We start from the raw sequence: 21,676 nt of genomic DNA, 5'->3' as shown, positions 1-21,676 counted from the left end.
GAATGCCTGACAGCGCCTCTTCTCGCCCTGGCATGCCCTATCTCCAGCATGTGGGCGGCATGACACTGGGAATCATGCAGCCGTACTTTCTTCCATATATTGGATATTTTCAGCTCATCGCGGCCGTGGATGAGTTTATTGTCTACGACAACATCAAATACACCAAAAAAGGCTGGATCAATAGAAACCGACTGCTCTCCAATGGAGAGGCCGCCACCTTCTCCTTGCCTTTGCGCAAAGACTCCGATGCACTGGACATTGTGCATCGTGAATTATCTGAGAGCTTCGACAGGAAGAAGCTGCTCAATCAGTTCATAGGAGCTTATGGCAAAGCACCTTATTTTCAAGAAACCATTGCACTCATTCAAGATATTCTTTTGTATGACTCCAGCAATCTTTTTTATTTCTTGAAAAACTCCATCACGGCCGTATGCAAGCATATAGGAATTCCGACACGCATACAGGATTCATCGGCTCTGCCTATTGATCACGACCTGAAATCACAGGACAGGGTCTTGGCGATGTGCCAAGCCACCCACGCCACCACCTATATCAATCCCATTGGAGGCGTGGAATTGTATTCCCGGGATGCATTCGAAGCCCGCGGAATACAATTGAAGTTCATCCAATCTGAACTGCATCCTTACCCTCAGAACCATCACGATTTTGTGCCTTGGCTGAGTATCGTCGACGTACTGATGTTCAACCCTGTTCAAGATGTCAGTGCCATGCTGAAGTACCACCGACTATCCTGATTTCCGCCATTCACACAATCAGAGAGAATATTGAAATATGTTTCACTGGAAGAAACTAGGCAGGATATTTGATCCGCAATGCATGGCATCTCCGGCTTGGATGCACGAGTTTGCACAATCTCCAGCTACCATAATCAATCCGCATACGGTCCGGGTATTCTTTTGCACACGCCCCGCACCCAGTGCCGACGGGAAATACCAAAGCCACATCGCCTATCTTGATTTGGACAGAAAAAATCTTCTGAACATTCTCAAGATCAGTGCAACCCCCGTACTGGAACTGGGCAAGGTAGGGACCTTTGACGAGCACGGCACTTACCCGGTTTCCGTCATTTCCCACCAAAACGAAATACGCGCTTACTACGCTGGGATTTCGCGTTGCGAGTCCGTCCCGTTCAATGCCACCATTGGCCTGGCCGTCAGCCAGGATGGCGGCGACAGCTTTCACCGCCTCGGCGAAGGCCCAGTCCTCCCCTACACACCGGACGAGCCTTTTTTATTGGGCAGCCCACGTATTCGCCGCTTCGAGGGGCAATGGCAGTTATGGTATGTCGCCGGTAAAGAATGGCGAATCACAGAAAACAGCAAAAAAGAGCCTATTTATAAGATACGCATGGCCACATCCACTGACGGTATTCAATGGAACAAGGTGGGCCGGGACCTCATCCCCAATAAACTGGGGGAGCATGAATGTCAGGCATGCCCTGATGTGATATACCGCGATGGCAAATACCACATGTTTTTCTCCTATCGCGACATCTACAACTACACATCCCGTGAAGGCGGCTATCGCATAGGTTATGCCTCGTCGCCAGATATGGAAACCTGGACACGGAATGACGATCTGATCGATATCCCGCTATCCAACGAAGGCTGGGATTCTGAAATGATCAACTATCCCCATGTGTTCGAACTGGATGGGTCCATCTACATGCTGTACCAAGGCAATGGCATGGGGCGCTCAGGCTTTGGATTGGCCGTTCTCGACAAACAAAGCATCTGGAGTTAAGCATGCGCTGGAAAAAACTAGGGAAAATATTTGATCCCGTCGAGCATCAAATACCCAACAACTGCGTTGAATTTTCGCAGGCTCCGCAATCTCTTGTTCTGCAGGACAGGGTCCGCATTTATTATTCCACCAGGGAGAAGGATGCATCGGGAAAATACCTCAGCCATGTGGCATATGTGGATTTCTCTCGGGACATGAAGGATATTATTGGCACCTCACAGCATACCGTCATCCCACTGGGGAAGTTGGGGTGCTTCGATGAGCATGGTATTTTTCCATTCAATGTATTAAAGGATGGAGACCGTGTTCTTGCCTACACCACGGGATGCAACCGTAAATCATCCGTTCCTGTCGACGCGGCCATCGGATTAGCCATCAGCCATGATGAGGGGCAGACTTTTTCGCGCATTGGGCTGGGCGGCCCCATTGTTGCAGCGACACTGCATGAGCCGTTTCTGGTCGCAGATGCCTTTGTGCAGCGCTACGGTGATACCTTCTACATGTGGTACATCTATGGCACGAAATGGCTGAAGTTTGCTGACAGCGGCCAACATGAACGCGTCTACAAAATAGCGCAGGCCACCTCACCCGACGGACTGCATTGGAACCGAGACGGAAAACACATCATTGAATCCAAGTTGGATGAAAATGAATGCCAGGCGCTGCCCACCGTGATATTTCATGCGGGGAAATACCATATGTATTTCTGTTACCGCGAAGCCCATGGCTTTCGCAAGGAGAGCGGCCGCGGCTATCGCCTGGGTTACGCGTACTCCTTGGATCTGATCCACTGGGTGCGTGACGATGCCAATGCTGGCATTGATCTTTCCGACGAAGGCTGGGATTCAGAAATGCAGTGCTACCCACATCTTTTCGAATGCGATGGGAAAATATACCTCATCTACAACGGCAATGAATTTGGCCGTCGAGGATTTGGCCTGGCTGTACTGGAGAATTGAAAATGACGAATGTGCGCGATTACAACCGTGAGTTGAATGACAAGAACAATGCGACGCATGAGAAATATGCGTACAGCTTTGACTTTGATGTCATGCACCCTTACATGATCAAGGCTTTCTCGCCCTATTTCAAGAAGGGCAATCTCCTTGAACTCGGTAGCTACCAGGGGCAATTTACCGAGCGCCTGCTGCAGCATTTTGAGGATGTGACCTGCGTGGAGGCATCCTCCGATGCAATTGCGATTGCCCAAGAGCGTCTGGGAAATCGGATCCAGCAATTCGAGGGCATGTTTGAAAATATCGACCTGCCACGCCAGTACGACAATATCGTGATGACCCATGTACTGGAACACCTCGATGATCCGGTCCAGGTCTTGCAGCGGGTGAACCATGAATGGCTCAGTGAAACAGGGCGGTTTTTCCTGGTCTGCCCCAATGCCAATGCGCCCTCGCGCCAGATTGCCGTCAAGATGGGGCTGATCTCGCACAATGCGGCAGTGACCCCGGCCGAAGCCGAGCACGGCCACCGGATTACCTACGCGCTGGATACGCTGGAGCGCGACGCCTCTCGCGCCGGACTGCGTGTCGTCCATCGGTCGGGCATCTTCTTCAAGGCTCTGGCCAACTTCCAGTGGGACCGCCTGTTGCAAACCGACATTATTTCCAAGGAATACCTGGAAGGCTGCTACCAGCTTGGCCAGCAGTACCCCGATCTCTGTTCCAGCATCATGCTGGTGTGCGAGCGCGGCAGCCGCTAGGCATCACGCGGCCAACGGTACGGGGTGGGCAACGCATGCCGTCAGGCGCCCTGCAGGCCGCGACCACTGCACACGGGCCACGGCATTGCCCACGCGTTCACGCTGTGCTGCCGTCATCCCTAAGAAGAAGGGCAATCCCAGCAAGGTATCGGCCAGTTGGTGGGCCACGGGCGTCGGCAGTGCCAGACAACGCGAATGCAGTGCCGGCATATGCTCCAGCAAAGGCTGGTACCACCGGCGCACGGTGATTTTTTCCTGTGCGCAGATCTGCTCCAGTTGGCTGCGAATGTGTGCGCTGGGCAGCCGCGGGCACAACAATGTGGGCGCCTTCAGCGGCCCACCCGTACCATCGCCCTGCCACTGCAGGTTGTGACCGCTGCACTGGTTCAGGAATTGCATTAAATCGGCCTGGAGCGCCTTGCGATCCTGCGCATGGCGCTCCCACTGCTGCAGCGAAGCCAAGCCTACCGCAGCATGGTACTCGCTCATCTTGGCATTGGTTCCTGCGCCGGCCAATGTGCCGACAGGCACCCCTGCCGTCGGCTCCAGGTTGATACCGAAATTGGAAAGCTGCCGCACCTTGGTCGTAAGCCCAGGTCGGGAGGAAACCACCAGGCCGCCTTCGATCGCCGGCATGCTTTTCGTGGTGTGGAGGCTGAAAACCAGCGTACCCTCTCCGTTGTGCAACCACTGGCTTCCGTAGGCAGCAGCGGCGTCGATCACCACGGGCAAACCGGTCTGCGCTTCAAACTGCTGCCATGCCTGCATGTCATGCGGCATGCCAAAGGTCGCCACAGGCACCACCGCAGCGACCGGCATGGAGGCATGGGCGGCACTGGCAATATCAGGGGTCAGCATCCAGCTGTCTGCATCCACATCGGCCAACACAGGGACATGGCCTGCACGCAGCACGGCGGTGGCCGTTGCGACAAAAGTGAAGGACGGCAGCAAAATCCGCGACCCTGCAGGAAGATCCAGGGCCTGCAGCACCAGCTCCAACCCCAGGGTGGCATTGGCGACTGTGGTGACCTGTGCGCCCGCGACTTGAAATTGCGTTGCAAATGTCGCTTCCAGCTCGCACACCAATGGCCCGAAATTGGAGTAATGGCGCGCAGCATGCATGCGCTCCAGCCAAGGAAGAAGCTCATGCGGTGCGGGCACACAAGGCACCAGCAGAGGAATTGGCTCAGGCATATCTACTCCTGTGGGAACGGCATGCGCCGCAGTCATGGGGCACGTCCTTCGGCAAGGGCCATCTCGGCGTCGACGTCCACATCCAGGCTCAAATCGCGCTTGTCTCCGCGCAACCAGTTGAGCCACATGATGCGGAAGCTTTTCTCCACGTCGGCCGCATAAGCGGCGTAGTCCATGAAAATGCTGGAGCCCATATGTGCGCGAATGTTTTCACGCTGTACGTACAACCGCTCCGGGTCAGCCATCAAACGCATGGCAATCTGCACATACTCCTCTTCGGTCTGTGCAATCTCCGCCTCCAGCCCCAACTCACGCAGCACATAGGCACTGCAGGCGTCCACCCCCCGTTCAGCGTCCAGGGTAACGACAGGCATCCCCATCCACAAGGAATGCAAGGTGGTCGTACCGCCGGATATGGGAGCCGTATCCAGCATGATGTCGGCAATATGCCCCACTTCCATGAAATGGTGCAGTGGCTGTTGGTGCATCACCGATACCCGGTCCAGCGGAAATCCCGCCGCTTCCACACGCGGCTGCATATCGGCCTGGGCGGCATCGGCATCCCCCTCCTTGACCATGATGATGAGCCGCGCATCCGTGCGCTCATGGAGAATGCGGGCCCACAGCCGCAACATCTGGTCGGTGATCTTGGCCGAACTGTTGGGCGATACCAGCGTCGGATAGCCATTGCGCACCATCGGCGGGACTTCGCACAAGGGCGAGTAGGAGGGAGGCTCGTAGCAGGCCGACGCCTGCAGCTGAAACAGTGTTTCCGAGTAGTACGGAGCCAGGGAAGGGGGTACCAAACCAGATGCCACTAGGCGGTAGTCCATCGCCTTCATGCCCAATGGCTGGATATAGCCCACCCATGTCACCTGGACAGGAGCCGCTCTCTGCGCGAACACTCCCAACCTGTGCCCATGTGTAAAGCCTGACAAATCGACCAGCACATCGATTTCATCATCCCGGATTTTTTGATGGAGCTCCTTGTCGGAAAGCGCCATCACGTCTTCCCAATACCGGACATGCATTCGCAGTTGCGGCGTGAAGTGGTCCCAGGGCCCGTTGGAGTACACATGGATCTCATACTCCTCATGGTTATGAAACTTCAGTACGGGCTGCATGAAAAACGCTACCGAATGCTCCCGGAAGTCGGCAGTGACGTAACCGATCTTCAGCTTTTTCCGGGGACTGCGATCCCGCACCACCAGGGGCTTGGCCTTGCGTGTAAGCGGATCGGCAAAGCGGCGCCCCCAATCCTGGGCCACCTTCAGTGCCACCTCCGGACTGCGGGAGGAATGGGAGTGGATATAAGCGCGCAGCAGCCACGCGTTGTTTTCGGAAGAGCGCTTGCACGCCTCATCCACCATCTGACAGGCTTGCTCCCGCCGGCCAATGCTGAACACCGCCAGCGCCAGCAACTGGTGGGCGCCCGGCACCCGTTCATCCAGCGCAATCGCCGTTTCCAGCGCCCCGATGGCAGCCGACCAATTCGACATCCGCACATAAACCACACCGATTGCTACCCACAGGTGGGCACTCATCACATGGTCCTTGGCCAGGCACATGAGCTCGGTCAGCGCCGGCAGGAACTTGTTCTGCCCGATCAGCCTGACATTGATGTCATGCAGCACATGGGAGAGGGCCGGCGCCGGCTCGGAAGCAACCACAGCTTGGTCAAGCGTTGTCATATAGCAAGTGATGAAAGAAATCGAAATATCTGTTGACCAGAATACACTTCTAGCCTAGCCAAGTCTCCCTCGATAAGATCCTCCCCAAGCGCCGAAGATGCGCATTTTTCCGCCGCTTCTTCCCCCTTAGCTCGGCCTGCTGACTGACAGAATCCTCCCCATGCTTGTCCTCATCGGTTACCTCGTGGCCTTCGGCTGCATCTTCGGTGTCTACGCCCTGCACGGTGGCAATATGTCCGTGCTGGCCAAGGCGCTGCCTTTTGAAATGGCCACCATTGGTGGCGGGGCGTTTGGCGCCTTCATCGTGAGCAATCAGCCCAAGGTGCTGAAGGCCACGGCTGCCGCCATTCCGCTGGCCATCAAAGGCTCCAAGTACACCAAGGCCCGGTTCATGAGCCTGCTGGCCCTGCTGTATGACCTGCTGCAGAAGGCCCGCAAGGAAGGCCTGATGGCCATCGAATCCGACGTGGAAGAGCCCAACGAATCGCCGCTGTTCCAGAAGTACCCCGACATCCTGGCCGACCACCACCTGGTGGAGTTCATCACCGACTACCTGCGGATGATGGTCTCTGGCAACCTCAATTCGCACGAAATTGAGACGCTGATGGAGAACGAGATCGAGGCCCACCACCAGGAAAACCACCGCCCTGTTGCAGCCTTGCAACGCCTGGCGGGTGCGCTGCCTGCCTTCGGTATCGTGGCCGCCGTGCTGGGAGTGGTGAACACCATGGGCTCCGTGGGCCAGCCCCCGTCCGTGCTGGGCGGCATGATCGCTTCCGCCCTGGTGGGGACCTTCCTCGGTATCTTGCTGGCCTATGCGCTGGTGGAACCGCTGGCCGGCGTGATCGAACAGATTTTCCAGGACGGCTCCAAGGAGCTGGAATGCGTGAAGTGCACGCTGATCGCCAGCATGCAAGGCTACAACCCGCCCACGGCCATTGAATTCGGCCGCAAGGTGCTGTTCTCGACCGAACGACCCGGCTTTGTGGAGCTGGAAGAGCACGTCAAGGGCCAGAAGTAAGCCTCCAGCGGTAAAGAAGAAGGCCCACGCACATGGCAACCGAAAAAAAACTCCAGCCCATCATCATCAAGCGCGTCAAGAAAGCCGCCCACGGCGCGCATGGCGGTGCCTGGAAGATTGCCTACGCTGACTTCATGACGGCCATGATGGCCTTCTTCCTGCTGATGTGGCTGCTGGGCTCGACGGCCAAAGGCGATCTGCAGGGGATTGCGGCCTATTTCAATTCGCCGCTGAAGGTCTCGATGGCCGGCGGCGACGGCTCGGGCAACAGCTCCAGCATCATTCCCGGCGGTGGCAACGACCTGGCCAAGGTGCACGGTCAGATCCGCCGCTCCGACGCGGACGAAAACAACGACCGCCGCAAGATGGACAGCACATCGCGCCAGATCCGCGCGCAGCAGGATGCCCAGCGCATCAAATCCCTGCGCGCCAAGATCGACGCCATGATCAGCAGCAATGCCACGCTGAACGAATACAAGTCGCAGATCCGCATCGACGTCACCCCCGACGGCCTGCAGATCCAGATTGTGGACGAACAGAACCGCCCCATGTTCGACATCGGCAGCGCCATCCTCAAGCCCTATATGCGCGACATCCTGCGCGAAGTGGGGACGGCCATGGGCGGGGTGGAAAACCGCATCAGCCTGGCCGGCCACACCGACGCCGCCCCTTATGGCAACGGCCAGCGGGGTTACAGCAACTGGGAACTCTCTTCCGACCGCGCCAATGCCTCGCGCCGCGAATTGGTGTCATCCGGCATGCCTGACGACAAACTGGCCCGCGTGGTGGGCCTGGCGGCCAGCGACCTGCTGTACCCGGACCAACCGCGCGCGCCCCAGAACCGCCGCATCACCATCACCGTACTGACCCATGAGGCCGAAGAACGGCTGTTGGGCAAACATGCGGTCAAGGAACCTATTGAACCTGCCGATAAGCAGGACAATCCTGTACCGGGCACGCCATCTTTGTGACAATTTGTCGCTTAGTATGCGCACCGGCACATCATTGATAACAGAGCTATTTCGACCGAAAGGGTCCTCACGTGGCCAATCCCCTTCGCTTTTTGATCGTTGACGACTTCTCCACCATGCGCCGTATCGTGCGCAACCTGCTCAAGGAAAGCGGCTTCACCGAAGCCGATGAGGCCGAAGATGGCGTGGTAGCCCTGCACAAGCTGCGCAACAGCAAGTTTGACTTCGTGGTGACCGACATCAACATGCCCAATATGAACGGGTTCCAGTTGCTGACCGAAATCAAGGCTGACGAGAAGCTCAAGCACCTGCCGGTGCTGATGGTGACCGCCGAAGCCCGCAAGGAAGACATCGTGGCGGCCGCCCAGGGTGGCGCTGCCGGTTACATCGTCAAGCCTTTCACCAAGGCCACACTGGAAGAAAAAGTCAATCTGGTGCTGAAAAAGATGGGGATGTAAGCCCATGGACGAAGCGCCGAATACACCTCTCCCCGGCGGTTACGACCAGGGGGATGTGCACAACAAGCTGGGCCTGCTGACCCGGCAGTTGCACGATTCGCTGCGAGAACTTGGCTATGCCGACCGTCTCCGGGGCTCCGTGGATGCCCTGCCGGACGCCCAAAGCCGCCTGACCTACATCGCCCGCCTGACTGGCGAAGCGGCGGAAAAGGTGCTGGGCATTGTGGATACGGCCAAGGACGAACACAGCCAGATCGTGGAGCAGACGCAGAAAATGCGTGAGGCCTTGGTGGCCGATCCCGTGGCGGCCGTGGCCAAAGGCCATGTGATGAACCACCTGGAAGCCATGGATGCGGCCAACGCCCGCCTGGACAGCCGCCTGACCGAAATCATGATGGCCCAGGACTTCCATGACCTGACCGGCCAAGTGATCGCCAAGGTGGTCAAGCTGACGTCCAGCCTGGAAGAGCAGCTGGTCGAGCTGCTGCTGCAGACGGCCCCCATGCACAGCGCTCCGGCTGCGGCGGCGGTGTTGGCGACCGTCCCGGAGGTGGTGGAGCCTGCTGCACCGGCTGCCGAGTTCACGGCCGACGGCCACCCGGCGCTGCAAGGCCCGGTGGTAGACCCGGACAACACGCCCAACGTGGTCACCTCCCAGTCGGAAGTGGACGACCTGCTGGCCAGCCTGGGCTTCTGAGCCGCGGCGGCACCGCCGCCCGGTTTGTCCCTCCCTCGGCCGGGTTCGGCCATGCGCCCCCCGGTGGCCGCGCCGCGAAGCACCACTACCGCTTACCCGGATGACGGGGTGCAGCAACGCGCAAAGCGCTTGTTGGGGAAGCCGTCGGCACGCCCATGCCTGCCGGCGCTAGCAGACTCCAGCGGTTTTTCGGCATCCGCTATCCGGGAATAACGCGCCCCCGACCCCGCTTTTCACGGCATCGCCGCCCACCCCGCTGCGGACAATGGCATGGACATTCCCCCATGCCGCCATGGAATCCAGCCAAGACAAAAACCTACCCGCTACCGAGCGAAAACTGCAGAAGACCCGCAAAGACGGTCAGGCTGCACGCTCCCGCGACCTCGGTCACCTGACGGTGATGGGTGTCGGCGCGCTGGCGGTGCTGGCAGGCGGTCCTTCCCTGGTCGGCCACATGCACGAAGCCATGGCCCGCCAGCTGTCCTTCAACGCCAGCACCATCCTGTCGCCCCAGCTGATGGTGGAGCGCCTGGTGGACATGTCCATCCTGGCTCTGACGGCGGTGCTGATTCTGGGGGTGCTGATTTCGGCCGCCTCCATCATTTCCGGTGTGCTGGCCGGTGGCTGGGTGCTCAGCTTCAAACCCATCACCCCCCAGTTCAACCGCATCAACCCGCTGTCGGGCATCAAGAACCTGGTGTCCATGCAGCAGCTGGTCACGGCCGCCAAGAACGTGCTGCTGACCATCGTGCTGGCCTTCGTGGGCTGGTTCTATCTGCGCTCCGGCATTCCCGAGCTGGCCACCCTGCCCCTGCAGCCCAGCCGCTCGGCCCTGTCCAAGGTGGGCGACTGGATTGCCGGCGGCATGGCCTTGATGCTGGTGGTGGTCTTCATGGTTGCCATCATCGATGTGCCGCTGCAGAACTTCCTGTTCAAGCGCCGCCTGAAGATGAGCCACCAGGAAGTCAAGCAGGAACACAAGGAATCCGAAGGCAGCCCCGAAGTGAAGGGCAAGATCCGCCAGAAGCAGCGCGAGATGGCGCACCGCGCCTCCGTCTCCCGCGTGCCCAAGGCCGACTTCGTGGTCACCAACCCCACCCACTACGCCGTGGCCCTGCGCTACGACGAAGTCACCATGGCCGCCCCCCAGGTGATCGCCATGGGCGCCGATCTGGTGGCACTGAAGATCCGCGAAGTGGCCAAGGCCCACGACATTCCAGTGCTCGAATCGCCCATGCTGGCCCGCGCGCTCTACGCCAACGCCGAACTCGACCAGGCCATCCCGTCCACGCTGTACACCGCCGTGGCCCAGGTGCTGGCCTATGTCTACCGTCTCAAGGCCTCGCTGCGCGGCGAAGCCCCGCCCCCGGGTGAACTGGTGCAACCGCCGGTCCCGCCTGAACTGGACCCGCACACCAAGCTGCGCACCGCCCCTGAATCCACCACGGAAAGCACCGCACCATGAGCACCGCAATGATCAAGAACATCCAGCAGATGGCTGGCAAGCATGGCAATGCGCTGCAAGGCATGTCGGCCCCGATTCTGGTGATTGCCATCCTGGCGCTGATGGTGCTGCCCATTCCGCCCTGGCTGCTGGACACCTTCTTCACGCTGAACATCGCCATTGCATTGATGGTGATGATGGTGGCGGCCTACATGATCAAGCCACTGGACTTTGCGGCCTTCCCCTCGGTGCTGCTGCTGACCACGCTGATGCGCCTGTCGCTGAACGTGGCCTCCACCCGGGTGGTGCTGATGGAAGGCCATACCGGCCCCGGCGCGGCGGGTGCGGTGATCGAGGCCTTCGGCCACTTCCTGATCGGTGGCAACTTTGCCGTGGGTCTGATCGTGTTCGCCATCCTGGTGGTGATCAACTTCGTGGTGATCACCAAGGGTGCCGAGCGGATTGCCGAAGTCTCGGCCCGCTTCACCCTGGACGCGATGCCCGGCAAGCAGATGGCCGTGGATGCTGACCTGAACGCCGGCCTGATCGACGAAGCCGAAGCCAAGCGCCGCCGTGCCGAAGTGGGCGAAGAAGCCAACTTCTTCGGCTCCATGGACGGTGCCTCCAAGTTTGTGCGCGGCGATGCCGTGGCCGGTATCCTGATTCTGGTGATCAACATCATCGGCGGCTTCATCATCGGCATGGCCCAGCACGGCCTGTCGGCGGGTGACGCGGCCAACAGCTACATCCTGCTGGCCGTCGGTGACGCGCTGGTCGCCCAGATTCCCGGCCTGCTGATCTCCGTGGCCTCGGCGATGGTGATCTCCCGCGTGGGCAAGGACGGCGACACCGGCAAGCAGATTGCCACCCAGATGTTTGCCTCGCCCCGTGCGCTGGGCATCACTGGCGCCATTCTGGTGCTGCTGGGTCTGATCCCCAACATGCCCCACGTCGTGTTCCTGGCCATGGGCTCGGCTTTCGGCTACGCCGCCTGGCTGGCCCACCGCAAGCAACAGCAAAAGACCGAACAGGCAGCCGGCGCCACCCAGAAGCAGGCCGCCGTGGCCGCCACCCAGCAAGACAGCGAAGCCACCTGGGACGATCTGCAGCCCGTGGACCTGCTGGGCCTGGAGCTGGGCTACCGCCTGATTGCACTGGTGGACAAGAACCGCCAGGGCGACCTGCTGACCCGCATCAAGGGTGTGCGCCGCAAGTTTGCCCAGGAAGTGGGCTTCCTGCCCCCCGCCGTGCATGTGCGCGACAACCTGGAGCTCAAGCCCAGCGCCTACCGCATCACCCTGCGTGGCGTGATGGTGGGCGAAGGCGAAGCCTTCCCCGGCATGTACCTGGCCATCAACCCGGGCGGCATCAGCACGCCGCTGATCGGCACCCCCACCACCGACCCCGCATTCGGACTGCCGGCCCACTGGATCGATGAGCGCCAAAAGGAAGCGGCGCAAATGGCCGGTTTTACCGTCGTTGATTCGGAAACCGTGATGGCGACGCATTTGTCACACTTGATGCAAGTCCAGGCTTCCAAGCTGCTCAGCCGCACTGAGGTGCAGCAGCTGGTGGAGCATGTTGCCAAGTTGGCACCCAAGCTGATCGAAGAAGTCATTCCCAAAATGGTGTCCATCACGACGTTCCAAAAAGTGCTCCAGCTGCTGCTGGAGGACTCGGTGCACATCCGTGACATCCGCACCATCATCGAAACGCTGGCAGAGCATGCTGGCTCGACCCAGGACCCCATGGAACTGGCCCGCCGCGTGCGCATTGCGCTGTCGCCCGCCATCGTCCAACAAATTTACGGCCCGACCCGCGAACTGAACGTGATCGCCATCGAGCCCGGCCTGGAACGCCTGCTGGTCCAGGCCCTGGCCAACCCCGCAGCGCCTTCGCTGGACCCCGGCGTCGCCGATGTCCTGACCCAGCGCGCCGCCGAAGTGGCCAACCGCCAGGAAGAAATGGGCATGCCCGCCTGCCTGCTGGTTCCCGACTCCATTCGCAACACCATTGCCAAGTTGGTGCGCCGTGTCGCTCCTCGACTGCAGGTGCTCGCCCACAGCGAGATCCCCGAAACGCACACCATCCGCATTGGTCCCATTCTTAAAGGTGCATCCGCATGAACATCCAACGCTTTAACGCCCCCACCTCCCGTGAGGCCCTGGCCAAAGCGCGGGCCGTCTTTGGGGAAGGCACACTGATCCTTGCCAACCGCGCCACCTCGACCGGTGTGGAAGTCATGGCCACATCGGAAGACGGCCTGGGCAAGCTGGACCAGGGCAACCGCACCAGCAACCGCCTGCAGGCAGCCATCCAGGCCCGCGACGCCGAAGAGACCCGCCCTCCCAAGGCGCTGCAGGCATCGGCCAAGCAATCCGTGGCGGAAGACACCGAACAGCTGAGCATGAGCACCCTGTCCTTCCAGGACTATGTGCGCGAACGCATGCTGCGCCGCCGCGGCCCCGACGCCCAGATGGAAGAAGAAGTGCCGGCACTGCCCACTTTTGCCCGCAAGAACCGCCTGGATGCGGTGCGCGACACCGCACCACTGCCCACCACCCCCACGGTGGTCAAGCACAACCCGCTGCGCGGCATGGCGATTGAACTGCCGGTCGAGGCGCGCAAGCCCGCCCCGGCCGCCCCTGCACTGAACACCCAGGTGATGGGCGAGCTGCAGTCCATGAAGGACCTGATTGAAGAGCGCTTCAACACCCTGTCGTGGCTGAACCAGACGCGCCAGAGCCCGCTACACTCGAACCTGATGGTCAAGCTGATCCGCGCCGGCTACTCGCCCACGCTGGGCCGCACCCTGCTGGAGCGCATGCCCCAGAACGCCGGCCCGGCCGAAGCCCTGAAGTGGCTGATGAACGTGCTGGAACGCAATCTGCACACCGACGCCAAGCAGGCCTCCATCTACGAAACCGGTGGCGTGTTCGCCCTGGTGGGCTCCACCGGCGTGGGCAAGACCACCACGGCCGCCAAGCTGGCCGCCCTGGCTGCGCAGGTCCACGGCGCCCACAATGTTGGCCTGATCACGCTGGACACCTACCGCGTCGGCGGCCACGAACAGCTGCGTGCCTACGGCCGCATGCTGGGTGTGGTGGCCCACCTGGCCCATGACAAGGCCGCGCTGCAAGACCTGCTGAGCCTGCTGTCCGGCAAGAAAATGGTCCTGATCGACACCACCGGCGTGGCCCCGCGCGATCCGCGCAAGGACGACATCCTGGACGTGCTGGACCTGCCGGGCGTGCAACGCCTGCTGGTAGTCAACGCCGGCAGCCAGGGCGATACGCTGGACGAATCGCTGGGCGCCTTCAAGCGCAACGGCTGCAAGCAGACCATCCTGTCCAAGGTGGACGAAGCCGTGAAGCTGGGCCCGGCCCTGGACGCCCTGGTGCGCCACCAGATGCAGCTGCGCGGCATCACCAACGGCCAGCGCGTGCCCGAAGACTTCGAGCGCGCCAACGCCCAGGAACTGATCGCCTCGTCGATGCGCGCCCACACCCGTTCGGCCTTCGACCCCTCGGCCCTGGATCTGGACTTCTTCTTTGCGGAATCGCCCCGCAGCGCCGGAGGCCTGCATGCTTGAGAGCAGCAGCCACCAAGGTTCCGGCCTGCAGTGGCAGGCCGCCGCCAACCCGCTGCGCGTGCTGAGCGTGCTGCCCGGCGGTGATCTGGCAGGTACCCAGGCCCTGTGGAGCGCCTGCACCCACCTGCAACAACAGGGCTATCCGGTCATCGTGCTGGACGGCACCGAGCAGGAAACGGCCGATGCGCCGGGCCTGCAGGATCTGCTGCAGCCCCACAGCGGCAGCGGCTTTGGCGCCCTGCCCGTGGGCACCGAAGGCGCCCACAGCGTGGCTACCCTGCCGGCCGCCCGCGGCCTGCTGCAACTGGCCCACCGTGCCCGCCAGCAAGGCTGCCGCGCCCTGGACCTGCTGCACCGCCACTTGCGCAACCATGCGCTGGTCATCATCATTGCCCCGGAACAGATCCTGAGCCCGGTGCTGCACGGCGCCAGCCAGTCCCCGCTGCTGATGGTGCCCTCCCAGGGCCGCAGCGTGCTGCGCAGCTACCGCGCGCTCAAGCACATGCTGATGCACACGGGACTGACCGCCAAGCTGGTTTCCATGTCGCCGGACACCGGGTTCGCCCGCAATCTGCAGGCCGTGGTGCAGTGCGCCATGCACCACCTGCATGTCGAGCCCCTCGTCATGCAACTGAACCCCGATAACCCCCGGCAACTGCAGCGCTGGTCGCTACAATGCTTGGAGCAAGCCGAAGCGGTGGGAATGCCGCAGCAGGCCGCCGCCCAGCCTACCGATTGGAGCCATTGACCCGATGTACACCGCCCATGGCCAGCTTGATCGTGACGCGCTGATCCGCCAGCACGCCCCGCTGGTGCGTCGTATTGCGCACCATATGATCGCCAAGCTGCCTCCGAACGTGGAACTGGACGATTTGATCCAGGTGGGCATGATCGGTCTGGCCGAAGCGCTGTCGCGCTACGAAAGTGCCCAGGGCGTGCAATTTGAGACCTTTGCCAGCCAGCGCATCCGCGGCGCCATGCTCGATGAGCTGCGCGAGAGCGACTGGATGAGCCGCAGCTCGCGCAAAGGGCAGAAAGACATCGAAGTCACCATCCGCCGCCTGGAGCAGCGGCTGGGCCGCACGCCCCGCGAGTCTGAAATCGCCGAAGCCATGGACCTGCCGCTGGACGAATACCAAAGCCTGCTGGGCAAGGTGCGCGGCACGCAGCTGTTCTACCTGGAAGACCTGTCCCCCGGCCAGGATGACGACGAAGGCTATCTGGACCGCTATGTGGCCGACAGCAGCAGCGACCCCATGGCCATGCTGCGCGACCACCGGCTGCGCACCGCCCTGGTGCAAGCCATCGAAGGCCTTCCGGAGCGCGAGAAATACGTGATGGGCATGTACTACGAGCACGACATGAATCTCAAGGAGATTGCCGCCGTGCTGGAAGTCACCGAGTCCCGTGTCTGCCAGCTGCACAGCCAGGCCATCGCCCGCCTGCGCACTAAAATGCGCCCCCACTGAACACCCCGTCCCTTGGGGGAGCGCTTGCATTGCAGTCCAATGCAGCAAGCTGCCCCACCTCAAAACGAACTCCAGCCATTGAACAGGCTGAAGCAACCGCCCACAAAAAAGCCAGCGCATGCGCTGGCTTTTGCGTTTTCAGGAGCAGAGAGCGTCAGCCGCTGATGTGGTAAAGCTTGGAAACCGCCGCCCGTCCGCCTTGCGGTGCGGCCGTCGACGCCATCTCCCCGTAGGTGTGGCCATCGCGTTGCTGCGGCACCAGGACCTGGGCCTGCTGTGCCGTGATGGCGCCCATGCGCACCAGATGTTCGCGCTGCAGGGCCAGGGTCTGGGAGATCACCTGCATGCGCTGGCGCAATGCCGGGGTGAACTGCTCCGGCGTGAAATTCTGCGCCAGACCGGAAAAAGCCACCATACAGCTGCGCAAGCGCTCACTCACCACATCGGGAGCGGGCACACCTTCCTGGCCGGTCAACGAGGCGGCCATCAGCTGGACCTGGCTTTCCACATGGTTCAAGGCTTCTTCAAGTTGCATAGCGCGATATTCCGTCCGTCAGAAAATGGATGCATTGTGCGGCACCGGGCCAGAAATGCCAAAGCCCGCCGATGCAGGTCTGCCGAAGGTCGGAAGGCAGAACATGCAAGAGCGGGCCGCAGCCGCCGGTGGGCGAAGATCTCAGCGGGAGACAGGGCGCAGGAAGTCGCTGGCATCGCCCAGCAGCTTGTCGGCCACGGCGCCGGCATTCACCGAGAACGTGCCGTTGGCAATGGCTTCACGCATGGCGCGCACCTTGGCAACATCAATGTCGCCTTGGTTTTTGGCATTCACATCGAGTGAACGCGCCGAATCCGACACCGTCACCGGCACGCCGGCCGCGGCGGTCTGGGTGGTGCGCTGCAGGGCTTCACCGGCCGTACCGGCCTTTTTGTCTGCCGCGGCTTGAATCTGGGTTTGTTGCAGCTGTGCCAGCCGCTCTGCGTTTTGTCCGACCTTCATGTGTGCTCCAGTGCCCGCTTGCGGGCTTGATATCCAGTCTATCGGCGGGGTGCCGGAAAACTTGAGTGTTTCTTTTCGAAACGGCGTCAACCTACTGGTTGACGACGACTTCCCCTCTCGCATTGACCGTACCGGAGACAATCCGGCCATTATCCATGCGAACGCGTACGGCTTGCCCCTGCCCTCCGGCAGAAAGTGCCTGGCCAGACGAAGTCACTTGAAATCCTGTGCCGCCAGCCACCACTTTGACCGGCGATCCCGCCTTGAACAGCTGCGGCGCCCGGACCATGCCCTGTCGCAGGGTCTGCCCTGAACTCAGGGAGCGGGCCGCGCTCTGCCCGACCCAGTCGTCCGGCAAGGCGATCACGGCGGCCGTTTCCGCCGCCCAGTCCACCTCGGACTGCATGGCGTCCTGGGGACTCAGCACGTCCCCCAGGGTGACATTGTTGGTCAGCACCCAGGCAGGACCCCAGGCCTTGACCGTGACAGGCATGAACACATTCCACAGGCGACTGCCTTCCAGGCAGCGGATACCGATGCGGGTACGCCCCCACAGCTTGGAGCCGTTGGGCAGATAAGGCTCCATGCGGGCGCACGGCGCCAGATTCAGGCGGGGATCCAGTCTGCCCAGCTCCACCTCCAGGCGCAAAGGCATTTCCTGCGGCGAAGCGCTGCCTTGCGCCAGCGCGTTGTTCAGCCATTGCTGGCTGACCTGCTCCACGCTCTGAGCGTGCACTGACACCGCTGCCAGCGCGCACGCCGCCGCCAGCACGCCCTGCTTGCGGCAGAAAGTGGCGACAGAGACGGCAGCACGGCGGGCAATGGACATCAGGAACAGGCTTTCATATCAGACAGCCCCGAACCCTTTCGAGGCGATGCCAGCAATGTAGAGCCAGATGCCTGCGCGCAAACCCTGGAACTGCCGGCCCAACCCCCAGTTCTTCGCGCTTTAGAAAAACCACCCGATTTCCATAATCAGCCCACTTCCTGCGTCCTGTCGATGCATGGATGCCATCTATTGCAAGCGAGAGGAACACATGCTCGACAAAATGACCGGCGGATTGAATTTCCACAGCAACGCACTGGTGCTGCGCGCCGAGCGTCAGCGCATGCTCTCCAGCAATATCGCCAATGCCGACACACCGGGCTACGTGGCCCGCGACTTCGACTTTGGCAAGACCCTGCGTGAGGCCACCGAACAGCCCACCGCCCAGATGCAGCAGCAGCGCGCCGGCAGCGTCAGCCACGCCCAGCACATTCCGCTGCCTGCCGCCAAAACCGGGCACAACCAGGATTCCACGCTGGGCTACTCCATCGCCTCGCAGCCCAGCATGGACAACAACACCGTGGACCTGGACCGCGAACGCGCCAACTTCGTGGACAACTCCGTGCGCTACGAAGCCACGCTGCGTTTCCTGAACGGCTCGTCCAAGACCATGCTCAGCGCCATCACCGGCCAGTAATCCACGCACCGCCAGGAATAGGAACCCACCATGTCCATGTTCTCCATCTTCAGCGTCTCGGGCAGCGCCATCAGCGCCCAGTCGCAACGCCTCAACGTCGTGGCCTCCAACCTGGCCAACGTGGATGCCGTCGCCGGCCCCAACGGCGATGTCTACAAGGCCCGCGAAGTGGTCTTCCAGACCGCCCCCATGGGCAAGGACGGCTCGGCCGGCGTCAAAGTGGTAGGTGTGGAGGAAGACAACACCCCCGGCCGCCGCGTGCACAACCCGGAACACCCGCTGGCCGATGAACAAGGCTATGTGACCCACTCCAACGTCAATGCCGTGGACGAGATGGTCAACATGATTTCCGCTTCCCGTTCCTACCAGAACAACGTGGAAGTGATGAACACCGCCAAGACGCTGCTGCTCAAGACGCTGCAGCTGGGCCAGTAACCGCCCGCAGCACCAGAAAGTAGGACCCCATGATCAACGGCGTCAGCTCCAACAGCTCTTCTTCCTCTTCCAGCAGCTCCGGCGCGACCTCCGCGCAGGAAATGCAGGACAAGTTCCTGACCCTGCTGGTGGCCCAGCTGAAGAACCAGGACCCCACCAACCCCATGGACAACGCCCAGCTGACCTCGCAAATGGCGCAGATCAGCACGGTGAGCGGCATCGAAAAGCTCAACGACACCGTCTCCAGCGTGACCAGCCAGTTCAACCAGATGCAGATGCTGCAAGGCAGCAGCCTGATTGGCCACACTGTGCTGACCGAGGGCAATGGCCTGGCGGTGACCGAAGAAGGCCAAGCCACAGCCGCCTTCGAGCTGGCCGGCAAGGCGGCGAACGTAACCGTGACCATCACCAACGCCTCGGGCGAGCTGGTGGACACGGTCGAGATGACCGGCCTGGATGCCGGCCGCAACTACTTCACCTGGGACGGCAGCAAATACACCGGCGACAAGTCGCAGCTGCAATACAGCGTGAAGGCCTCCAACGCGGAAAGCACCGTCAAGGTCACGCCACTGACCGCCAGCAACGTCGTCGCCGCCACGGTGAGCAACGGCAAGCTGATGCTGGAGCTGGGCAGCGGTGCCACCGTCGACTACAGCGGCGTCAAGTCGGTCTTCTAAGACCGGGAATCACATCTCTTAGAGGAGCACACACCATGGGTTTTTATCACGGTCTCTCCGGCCTGAACGCCTCCAGCAAGAACCTGGACGTCATCGGCCACAACATCGCCAACAGCAACACCTCCGGCTTCAAGTCCTCGCGTGCCGAGTTCAATGAAATGGTGGCCAGCGCCATGGGCGCCGCCAGCGGCAGCAACGCCGGCATCGGCGTGAGCGTGGCCGCCGTGTCGCAGCAATTCAGCCAGGGCGTGATCGTTCCGACGAACAACGGTCTGGACATGGCCATCAACGGCGACGGCTTCTTCGTGGTCAACACCTCCAGCGGCATGGCCTACACCCGTTCCGGCAACTTCCAGCTGACCAAGAACGGCGAATTGCAGACCGTGAACGGCGACAAGGTCATGGGCTACACCGTGGACCCCCTCACCGGCCAGCGCAACAGCGTGGCCTTGACCGAGTTGACCTTCCCCACCGGCGCCCCCATTCCTGCCAAGCAGACCACCAGCGTGGCGGGCATCCTGAACCTGGATGCACGCGCCAACCTGGCGGCAGGCGATGCAACGGCCACGCCCCCCATCGAACCCACACCGCGCGCCACCTACGGCACCTCGCTGCAGGTCTATGACAGCCTGGGCGTGGCTCACCCTGCATCGGTGTACTTCGAGAAGACCGGCCCCAACAGCTGGGAGGTCTATGACAGCCTGACGGCCACCGACCCCATCGGCACGCTGACCTTCAACACCGACGGCACCCTGGCCAGCGCCACGCCCGCGCCCCCCGCAGCGCCCACCGACCCGTTCGAGCTGACCATCACCCCCACCACGGGTGCCGCCAGCCCCTTCGCGGTGAAGATGGACCTGAGCAAGGCCACCCAGTTCGGCAGCGCCTGGTCCGTGGCCAAGCTGACGCAGGACGGCTATGCCTCCGGCGAGCTGACCAGCGTCAACGTCTCCAAGGATGGCACGCTGATGGCGTCCTACTCCAACGGCGTCACCCGCGCCGAAGCCCAGATCGCCCTGGCCAAGTTCACGAACTCCCAGGGTCTGATCCCCGACGGCAACAACAACTGGCTCGCCTCCAATGACTCCGGCCCCGCCGTCTATGGATCGGCCGGCAGCGGCAGCTTTGGCGATATCCAGGGCAATGCGCTGGAAGAGTCCAACGTCGACCTGACGGCCGAACTGGTGAACATGATGACCGCGCAGCGTGCCTACCAGGCCAACGCCCAGACCATCAAGACCCAGGACCAGATCTTCTCGACCCTGGTCAACCTGCGCTAAGCGCAACCCGACACGCGCAACTAGGAGTTTGTAATGGACCGCATCATCTACACCACCATGACCGGTGCCAACGCCGCTGCCCAGCGGCAGGCGGTGCTGTCCAACAACCTGGCCAATGCCTCGACCACGGGCTTCCGTTCGGAAATGACCACATTCCGTTCGGTCCCCGTGCAAGGCCAGGGCTCCACCACCCGCGTGTTTGCGCTGGACGCCACGTCCGGCCACCTGGAAACTCCCGGCCCGGCCATGACCACCGGCAAGAACACCGACCTCATGGCCCGTGGCAACGCCTGGTTTGCCGTGCAGGGCATGGACGGCATGGAGGCCTACACCCGCAACGGCGCACTGGAAGTGACCGAGCAGGGTCAGCTGGTCACCGCCACCGGCCTGCCCGTGCTGTCCGATGGCGGCACGCCCATCGACATTCCCCAGAACGCCAAGCTCAACTTCGGTGCCGACGGCACCGTGGTGGCCACGCTGCCCAACCAGCCACCCATGAGCATAGGCCGCCTCAAGATGGTCACCCCCACGGCCGACCAGGCCATCAAGCGCAGCGATGACGGTCTGTTCCGTGGTGTGAACGGCGACCTACCCAACGACGGCAATGCCCGTCTGGTGGCCGGCACCCTGGAAGGCTCCAACGTGAACGCCGTCGAACAGATGGTGGGCATGATCGCCGCCTCGCGCCAGTTCGAGCAGCAGATCAAGATGCTGCAAACGGCCGAAAGCAATGACAAGACGGCCAGCCAGCTGCTGAGCATGAACGGCTGATCCACGCGCAGCCCACACACCGAATACGGAAGGAA

At 61.5% G+C, this 21,676-nt stretch carries 23 protein-coding genes; 18 read left to right on the top strand and 5 right to left on the bottom strand.

Translation table 11 applies throughout. The features are described 5' to 3' along the window. The first annotated feature begins 2 nt into the window (after window positions 1-2). Genes CT3_RS02150 through CT3_RS02135 form a run of 4 tightly spaced genes read left to right on the top strand, consistent with a single transcriptional unit; the run spans window position 3 to window position 3,481 of the window. A complete protein-coding gene (locus CT3_RS02150) occupies window positions 3-755 on the top strand; it encodes a WbqC family protein (protein WP_218568143.1) in 753 nt (250 codons plus the stop codon). A gap of 37 nt (window positions 756-792) precedes the next feature. Further along, window positions 793-1,764 (top strand): glycoside hydrolase family protein, encoded by a 972-nt coding sequence (locus tag CT3_RS02145; protein ID WP_066541743.1) that lies wholly within the window; start codon window positions 793-795, stop codon window positions 1,762-1,764. 2 nt (window positions 1,765-1,766) lie between these two features. Continuing rightward, the gene (locus CT3_RS02140; RefSeq protein WP_066541742.1) at window positions 1,767-2,723 is read left to right on the top strand and encodes a glycoside hydrolase family protein; all 957 of its coding nucleotides are present in this window, start codon (window positions 1,767-1,769) and stop codon (window positions 2,721-2,723) included. A gap of 2 nt (window positions 2,724-2,725) precedes the next feature. Next, a complete protein-coding gene (locus CT3_RS02135) occupies window positions 2,726-3,481 on the top strand; it encodes a class I SAM-dependent methyltransferase (protein ID WP_066541739.1) in 756 nt (251 codons plus the stop codon). 3 nt (window positions 3,482-3,484) lie between these two features. On the opposite strand, the gene CT3_RS02130 is transcribed toward CT3_RS02135, so the two are convergent. After that, the gene (locus CT3_RS02130) at window positions 3,485-4,675 is read right to left on the bottom strand and encodes a DegT/DnrJ/EryC1/StrS family aminotransferase (RefSeq protein ID WP_066541737.1); all 1,191 of its coding nucleotides are present in this window, start codon (window positions 4,673-4,675) and stop codon (window positions 3,485-3,487) included. A gap of 32 nt (window positions 4,676-4,707) precedes the next feature. Next, window positions 4,708-6,366: an O-linked N-acetylglucosamine transferase, SPINDLY family protein gene (locus CT3_RS02125; RefSeq protein WP_066541735.1), complete on the bottom strand. Its 1,659-nt coding sequence runs from the start codon at window positions 6,364-6,366 to the stop codon at window positions 4,708-4,710. A 160-nt stretch (window positions 6,367-6,526) separates the two neighbouring features. On the opposite strand from CT3_RS02125, the gene motA reads away from it, so the two are divergent. The 9 genes from motA to CT3_RS02080 all read left to right on the top strand — a co-directional run bounded on the left by motA (window position 6,527) and on the right by CT3_RS02080 (window position 16,018). Further along, window positions 6,527-7,387, top strand: a complete 861-nt coding sequence (gene motA, locus CT3_RS02120; RefSeq protein ID WP_066541733.1) for a flagellar motor stator protein MotA — start codon at window positions 6,527-6,529, stop codon at window positions 7,385-7,387. A 32-nt stretch (window positions 7,388-7,419) separates the two neighbouring features. After that, window positions 7,420-8,358 (top strand): flagellar motor protein MotB, encoded by a 939-nt coding sequence (gene motB / locus CT3_RS02115; protein ID WP_066541732.1) that lies wholly within the window; start codon window positions 7,420-7,422, stop codon window positions 8,356-8,358. A 71-nt stretch (window positions 8,359-8,429) separates the two neighbouring features. Next, entirely contained in the window at window positions 8,430-8,816 is a 387-nt protein-coding gene (gene cheY / locus CT3_RS02110; RefSeq protein WP_066541731.1) for a chemotaxis response regulator CheY, read from the top strand. A gap of 4 nt (window positions 8,817-8,820) precedes the next feature. Next, window positions 8,821-9,513, top strand: coding sequence for a protein phosphatase CheZ (locus tag CT3_RS02105; RefSeq protein WP_066541730.1), 693 nt, complete (start codon window positions 8,821-8,823; stop codon window positions 9,511-9,513). 292 nt (window positions 9,514-9,805) lie between these two features. Further along, complete coding sequence (gene flhB, locus CT3_RS02100; RefSeq protein ID WP_066541820.1) at window positions 9,806-10,978, top strand: flagellar biosynthesis protein FlhB; 1,173 nt, start codon at window positions 9,806-9,808, stop codon at window positions 10,976-10,978. Next, complete coding sequence (flhA, locus tag CT3_RS02095) at window positions 10,975-13,083, top strand: flagellar biosynthesis protein FlhA (protein WP_066541727.1); 2,109 nt, start codon at window positions 10,975-10,977, stop codon at window positions 13,081-13,083. The genes flhB and flhA overlap by 4 nt, the downstream gene beginning before the upstream one ends. Further along, complete coding sequence (gene flhF / locus CT3_RS02090) at window positions 13,080-14,549, top strand: flagellar biosynthesis GTPase FlhF (RefSeq protein ID WP_066541725.1); 1,470 nt, start codon at window positions 13,080-13,082, stop codon at window positions 14,547-14,549. The genes flhA and flhF overlap by 4 nt, the downstream gene beginning before the upstream one ends. After that, on the top strand, window positions 14,542-15,297 hold the full coding sequence (locus CT3_RS02085) for a hypothetical protein (protein ID WP_066541724.1): 756 nt from the start codon (window positions 14,542-14,544) through the stop codon (window positions 15,295-15,297). The genes flhF and CT3_RS02085 overlap by 8 nt, the downstream gene beginning before the upstream one ends. 4 nt (window positions 15,298-15,301) lie before the next feature. Next, the gene (locus CT3_RS02080; RefSeq protein ID WP_066541721.1) at window positions 15,302-16,018 is read left to right on the top strand and encodes an RNA polymerase sigma factor FliA; all 717 of its coding nucleotides are present in this window, start codon (window positions 15,302-15,304) and stop codon (window positions 16,016-16,018) included. Between the two features lie 154 nt (window positions 16,019-16,172). On the opposite strand, the gene CT3_RS02075 is transcribed toward CT3_RS02080, so the two are convergent. The 3 genes from CT3_RS02075 to flgA all read right to left on the bottom strand — a co-directional run bounded on the left by CT3_RS02075 (window position 16,173) and on the right by flgA (window position 17,844). Continuing rightward, the gene (locus CT3_RS02075) at window positions 16,173-16,553 is read right to left on the bottom strand and encodes a hypothetical protein (protein WP_066541719.1); all 381 of its coding nucleotides are present in this window, start codon (window positions 16,551-16,553) and stop codon (window positions 16,173-16,175) included. 141 nt (window positions 16,554-16,694) lie between these two features. Next, the gene (gene flgM / locus CT3_RS02070) at window positions 16,695-17,015 is read right to left on the bottom strand and encodes a flagellar biosynthesis anti-sigma factor FlgM (protein WP_066541717.1); all 321 of its coding nucleotides are present in this window, start codon (window positions 17,013-17,015) and stop codon (window positions 16,695-16,697) included. A gap of 91 nt (window positions 17,016-17,106) precedes the next feature. Next, the gene (flgA, locus tag CT3_RS02065; RefSeq protein ID WP_066541715.1) at window positions 17,107-17,844 is read right to left on the bottom strand and encodes a flagellar basal body P-ring formation chaperone FlgA; all 738 of its coding nucleotides are present in this window, start codon (window positions 17,842-17,844) and stop codon (window positions 17,107-17,109) included. Between the two features lie 208 nt (window positions 17,845-18,052). Between flgA and flgB the strand changes: the two genes are divergently transcribed. From flgB to flgF, 5 genes are read left to right on the top strand one after another with little or no spacing between them, the layout of a single operon-like run. Continuing rightward, window positions 18,053-18,478 (top strand): flagellar basal body rod protein FlgB, encoded by a 426-nt coding sequence (flgB, locus tag CT3_RS02060; protein WP_066541818.1) that lies wholly within the window; start codon window positions 18,053-18,055, stop codon window positions 18,476-18,478. A gap of 30 nt (window positions 18,479-18,508) precedes the next feature. Continuing rightward, on the top strand, window positions 18,509-18,913 hold the full coding sequence (gene flgC, locus CT3_RS02055) for a flagellar basal body rod protein FlgC (protein WP_066541713.1): 405 nt from the start codon (window positions 18,509-18,511) through the stop codon (window positions 18,911-18,913). Window positions 18,914-18,942: 29 nt separating this feature from the next. Next, a complete protein-coding gene (locus CT3_RS02050; RefSeq protein WP_066541711.1) occupies window positions 18,943-19,590 on the top strand; it encodes a flagellar hook assembly protein FlgD in 648 nt (215 codons plus the stop codon). A 35-nt stretch (window positions 19,591-19,625) separates the two neighbouring features. Then, window positions 19,626-20,870 (top strand): flagellar hook protein FlgE, encoded by a 1,245-nt coding sequence (gene flgE / locus CT3_RS02045; RefSeq protein WP_066541710.1) that lies wholly within the window; start codon window positions 19,626-19,628, stop codon window positions 20,868-20,870. A 33-nt stretch (window positions 20,871-20,903) separates the two neighbouring features. Then, window positions 20,904-21,641, top strand: coding sequence for a flagellar basal-body rod protein FlgF (gene flgF, locus CT3_RS02040; RefSeq protein WP_066541709.1), 738 nt, complete (start codon window positions 20,904-20,906; stop codon window positions 21,639-21,641). Window positions 21,642-21,676: the final 35 nt, after the last annotated feature.

The organism is Comamonas terrigena NBRC 13299 (assembly GCF_006740045.1).
In the GTDB taxonomy this organism is placed as follows: Bacteria; Pseudomonadota; Gammaproteobacteria; order Burkholderiales; family Burkholderiaceae_C; genus Comamonas; species Comamonas terrigena.
This window is presented reverse-complemented; position numbering and strand designations above follow the sequence as displayed.

Coding starts and splice junctions, on each gene's coding strand:
- CT3_RS02150 (WP_218568143.1), top strand. CDS start 3: ATGCCTGACAGCGCCTCTTCTCGCCCTGGCATGCCCTATCTCCAGCAT.
- CT3_RS02145 (WP_066541743.1), top strand. CDS start 793: ATGTTTCACTGGAAGAAACTAGGCAGGATATTTGATCCGCAATGCATG.
- CT3_RS02140 (WP_066541742.1), top strand. CDS start 1,767: ATGCGCTGGAAAAAACTAGGGAAAATATTTGATCCCGTCGAGCATCAA.
- CT3_RS02135 (WP_066541739.1), top strand. CDS start 2,726: ATGACGAATGTGCGCGATTACAACCGTGAGTTGAATGACAAGAACAAT.
- CT3_RS02130 (WP_066541737.1), bottom strand. CDS start 4,675: ATGCCTGAGCCAATTCCTCTGCTGGTGCCTTGTGTGCCCGCACCGCAT.
- CT3_RS02125 (WP_066541735.1), bottom strand. CDS start 6,366: ATGACAACGCTTGACCAAGCTGTGGTTGCTTCCGAGCCGGCGCCGGCC.
- motA (WP_066541733.1), top strand. CDS start 6,527: ATGCTTGTCCTCATCGGTTACCTCGTGGCCTTCGGCTGCATCTTCGGT.
- motB (WP_066541732.1), top strand. CDS start 7,420: ATGGCAACCGAAAAAAAACTCCAGCCCATCATCATCAAGCGCGTCAAG.
- CT3_RS02105 (WP_066541730.1), top strand. CDS start 8,821: ATGGACGAAGCGCCGAATACACCTCTCCCCGGCGGTTACGACCAGGGG.
- flhB (WP_066541820.1), top strand. CDS start 9,806: ATGGAATCCAGCCAAGACAAAAACCTACCCGCTACCGAGCGAAAACTG.
- flhA (WP_066541727.1), top strand. CDS start 10,975: ATGAGCACCGCAATGATCAAGAACATCCAGCAGATGGCTGGCAAGCAT.
- flhF (WP_066541725.1), top strand. CDS start 13,080: ATGAACATCCAACGCTTTAACGCCCCCACCTCCCGTGAGGCCCTGGCC.
- CT3_RS02085 (WP_066541724.1), top strand. CDS start 14,542: ATGCTTGAGAGCAGCAGCCACCAAGGTTCCGGCCTGCAGTGGCAGGCC.
- CT3_RS02080 (WP_066541721.1), top strand. CDS start 15,302: ATGTACACCGCCCATGGCCAGCTTGATCGTGACGCGCTGATCCGCCAG.
- CT3_RS02075 (WP_066541719.1), bottom strand. CDS start 16,553: ATGCAACTTGAAGAAGCCTTGAACCATGTGGAAAGCCAGGTCCAGCTG.
- flgM (WP_066541717.1), bottom strand. CDS start 17,015: ATGAAGGTCGGACAAAACGCAGAGCGGCTGGCACAGCTGCAACAAACC.
- flgA (WP_066541715.1), bottom strand. CDS start 17,844: ATGTCCATTGCCCGCCGTGCTGCCGTCTCTGTCGCCACTTTCTGCCGC.
- flgB (WP_066541818.1), top strand. CDS start 18,053: ATGCTCGACAAAATGACCGGCGGATTGAATTTCCACAGCAACGCACTG.
- flgC (WP_066541713.1), top strand. CDS start 18,509: ATGTCCATGTTCTCCATCTTCAGCGTCTCGGGCAGCGCCATCAGCGCC.
- CT3_RS02050 (WP_066541711.1), top strand. CDS start 18,943: ATGATCAACGGCGTCAGCTCCAACAGCTCTTCTTCCTCTTCCAGCAGC.
- flgE (WP_066541710.1), top strand. CDS start 19,626: ATGGGTTTTTATCACGGTCTCTCCGGCCTGAACGCCTCCAGCAAGAAC.
- flgF (WP_066541709.1), top strand. CDS start 20,904: ATGGACCGCATCATCTACACCACCATGACCGGTGCCAACGCCGCTGCC.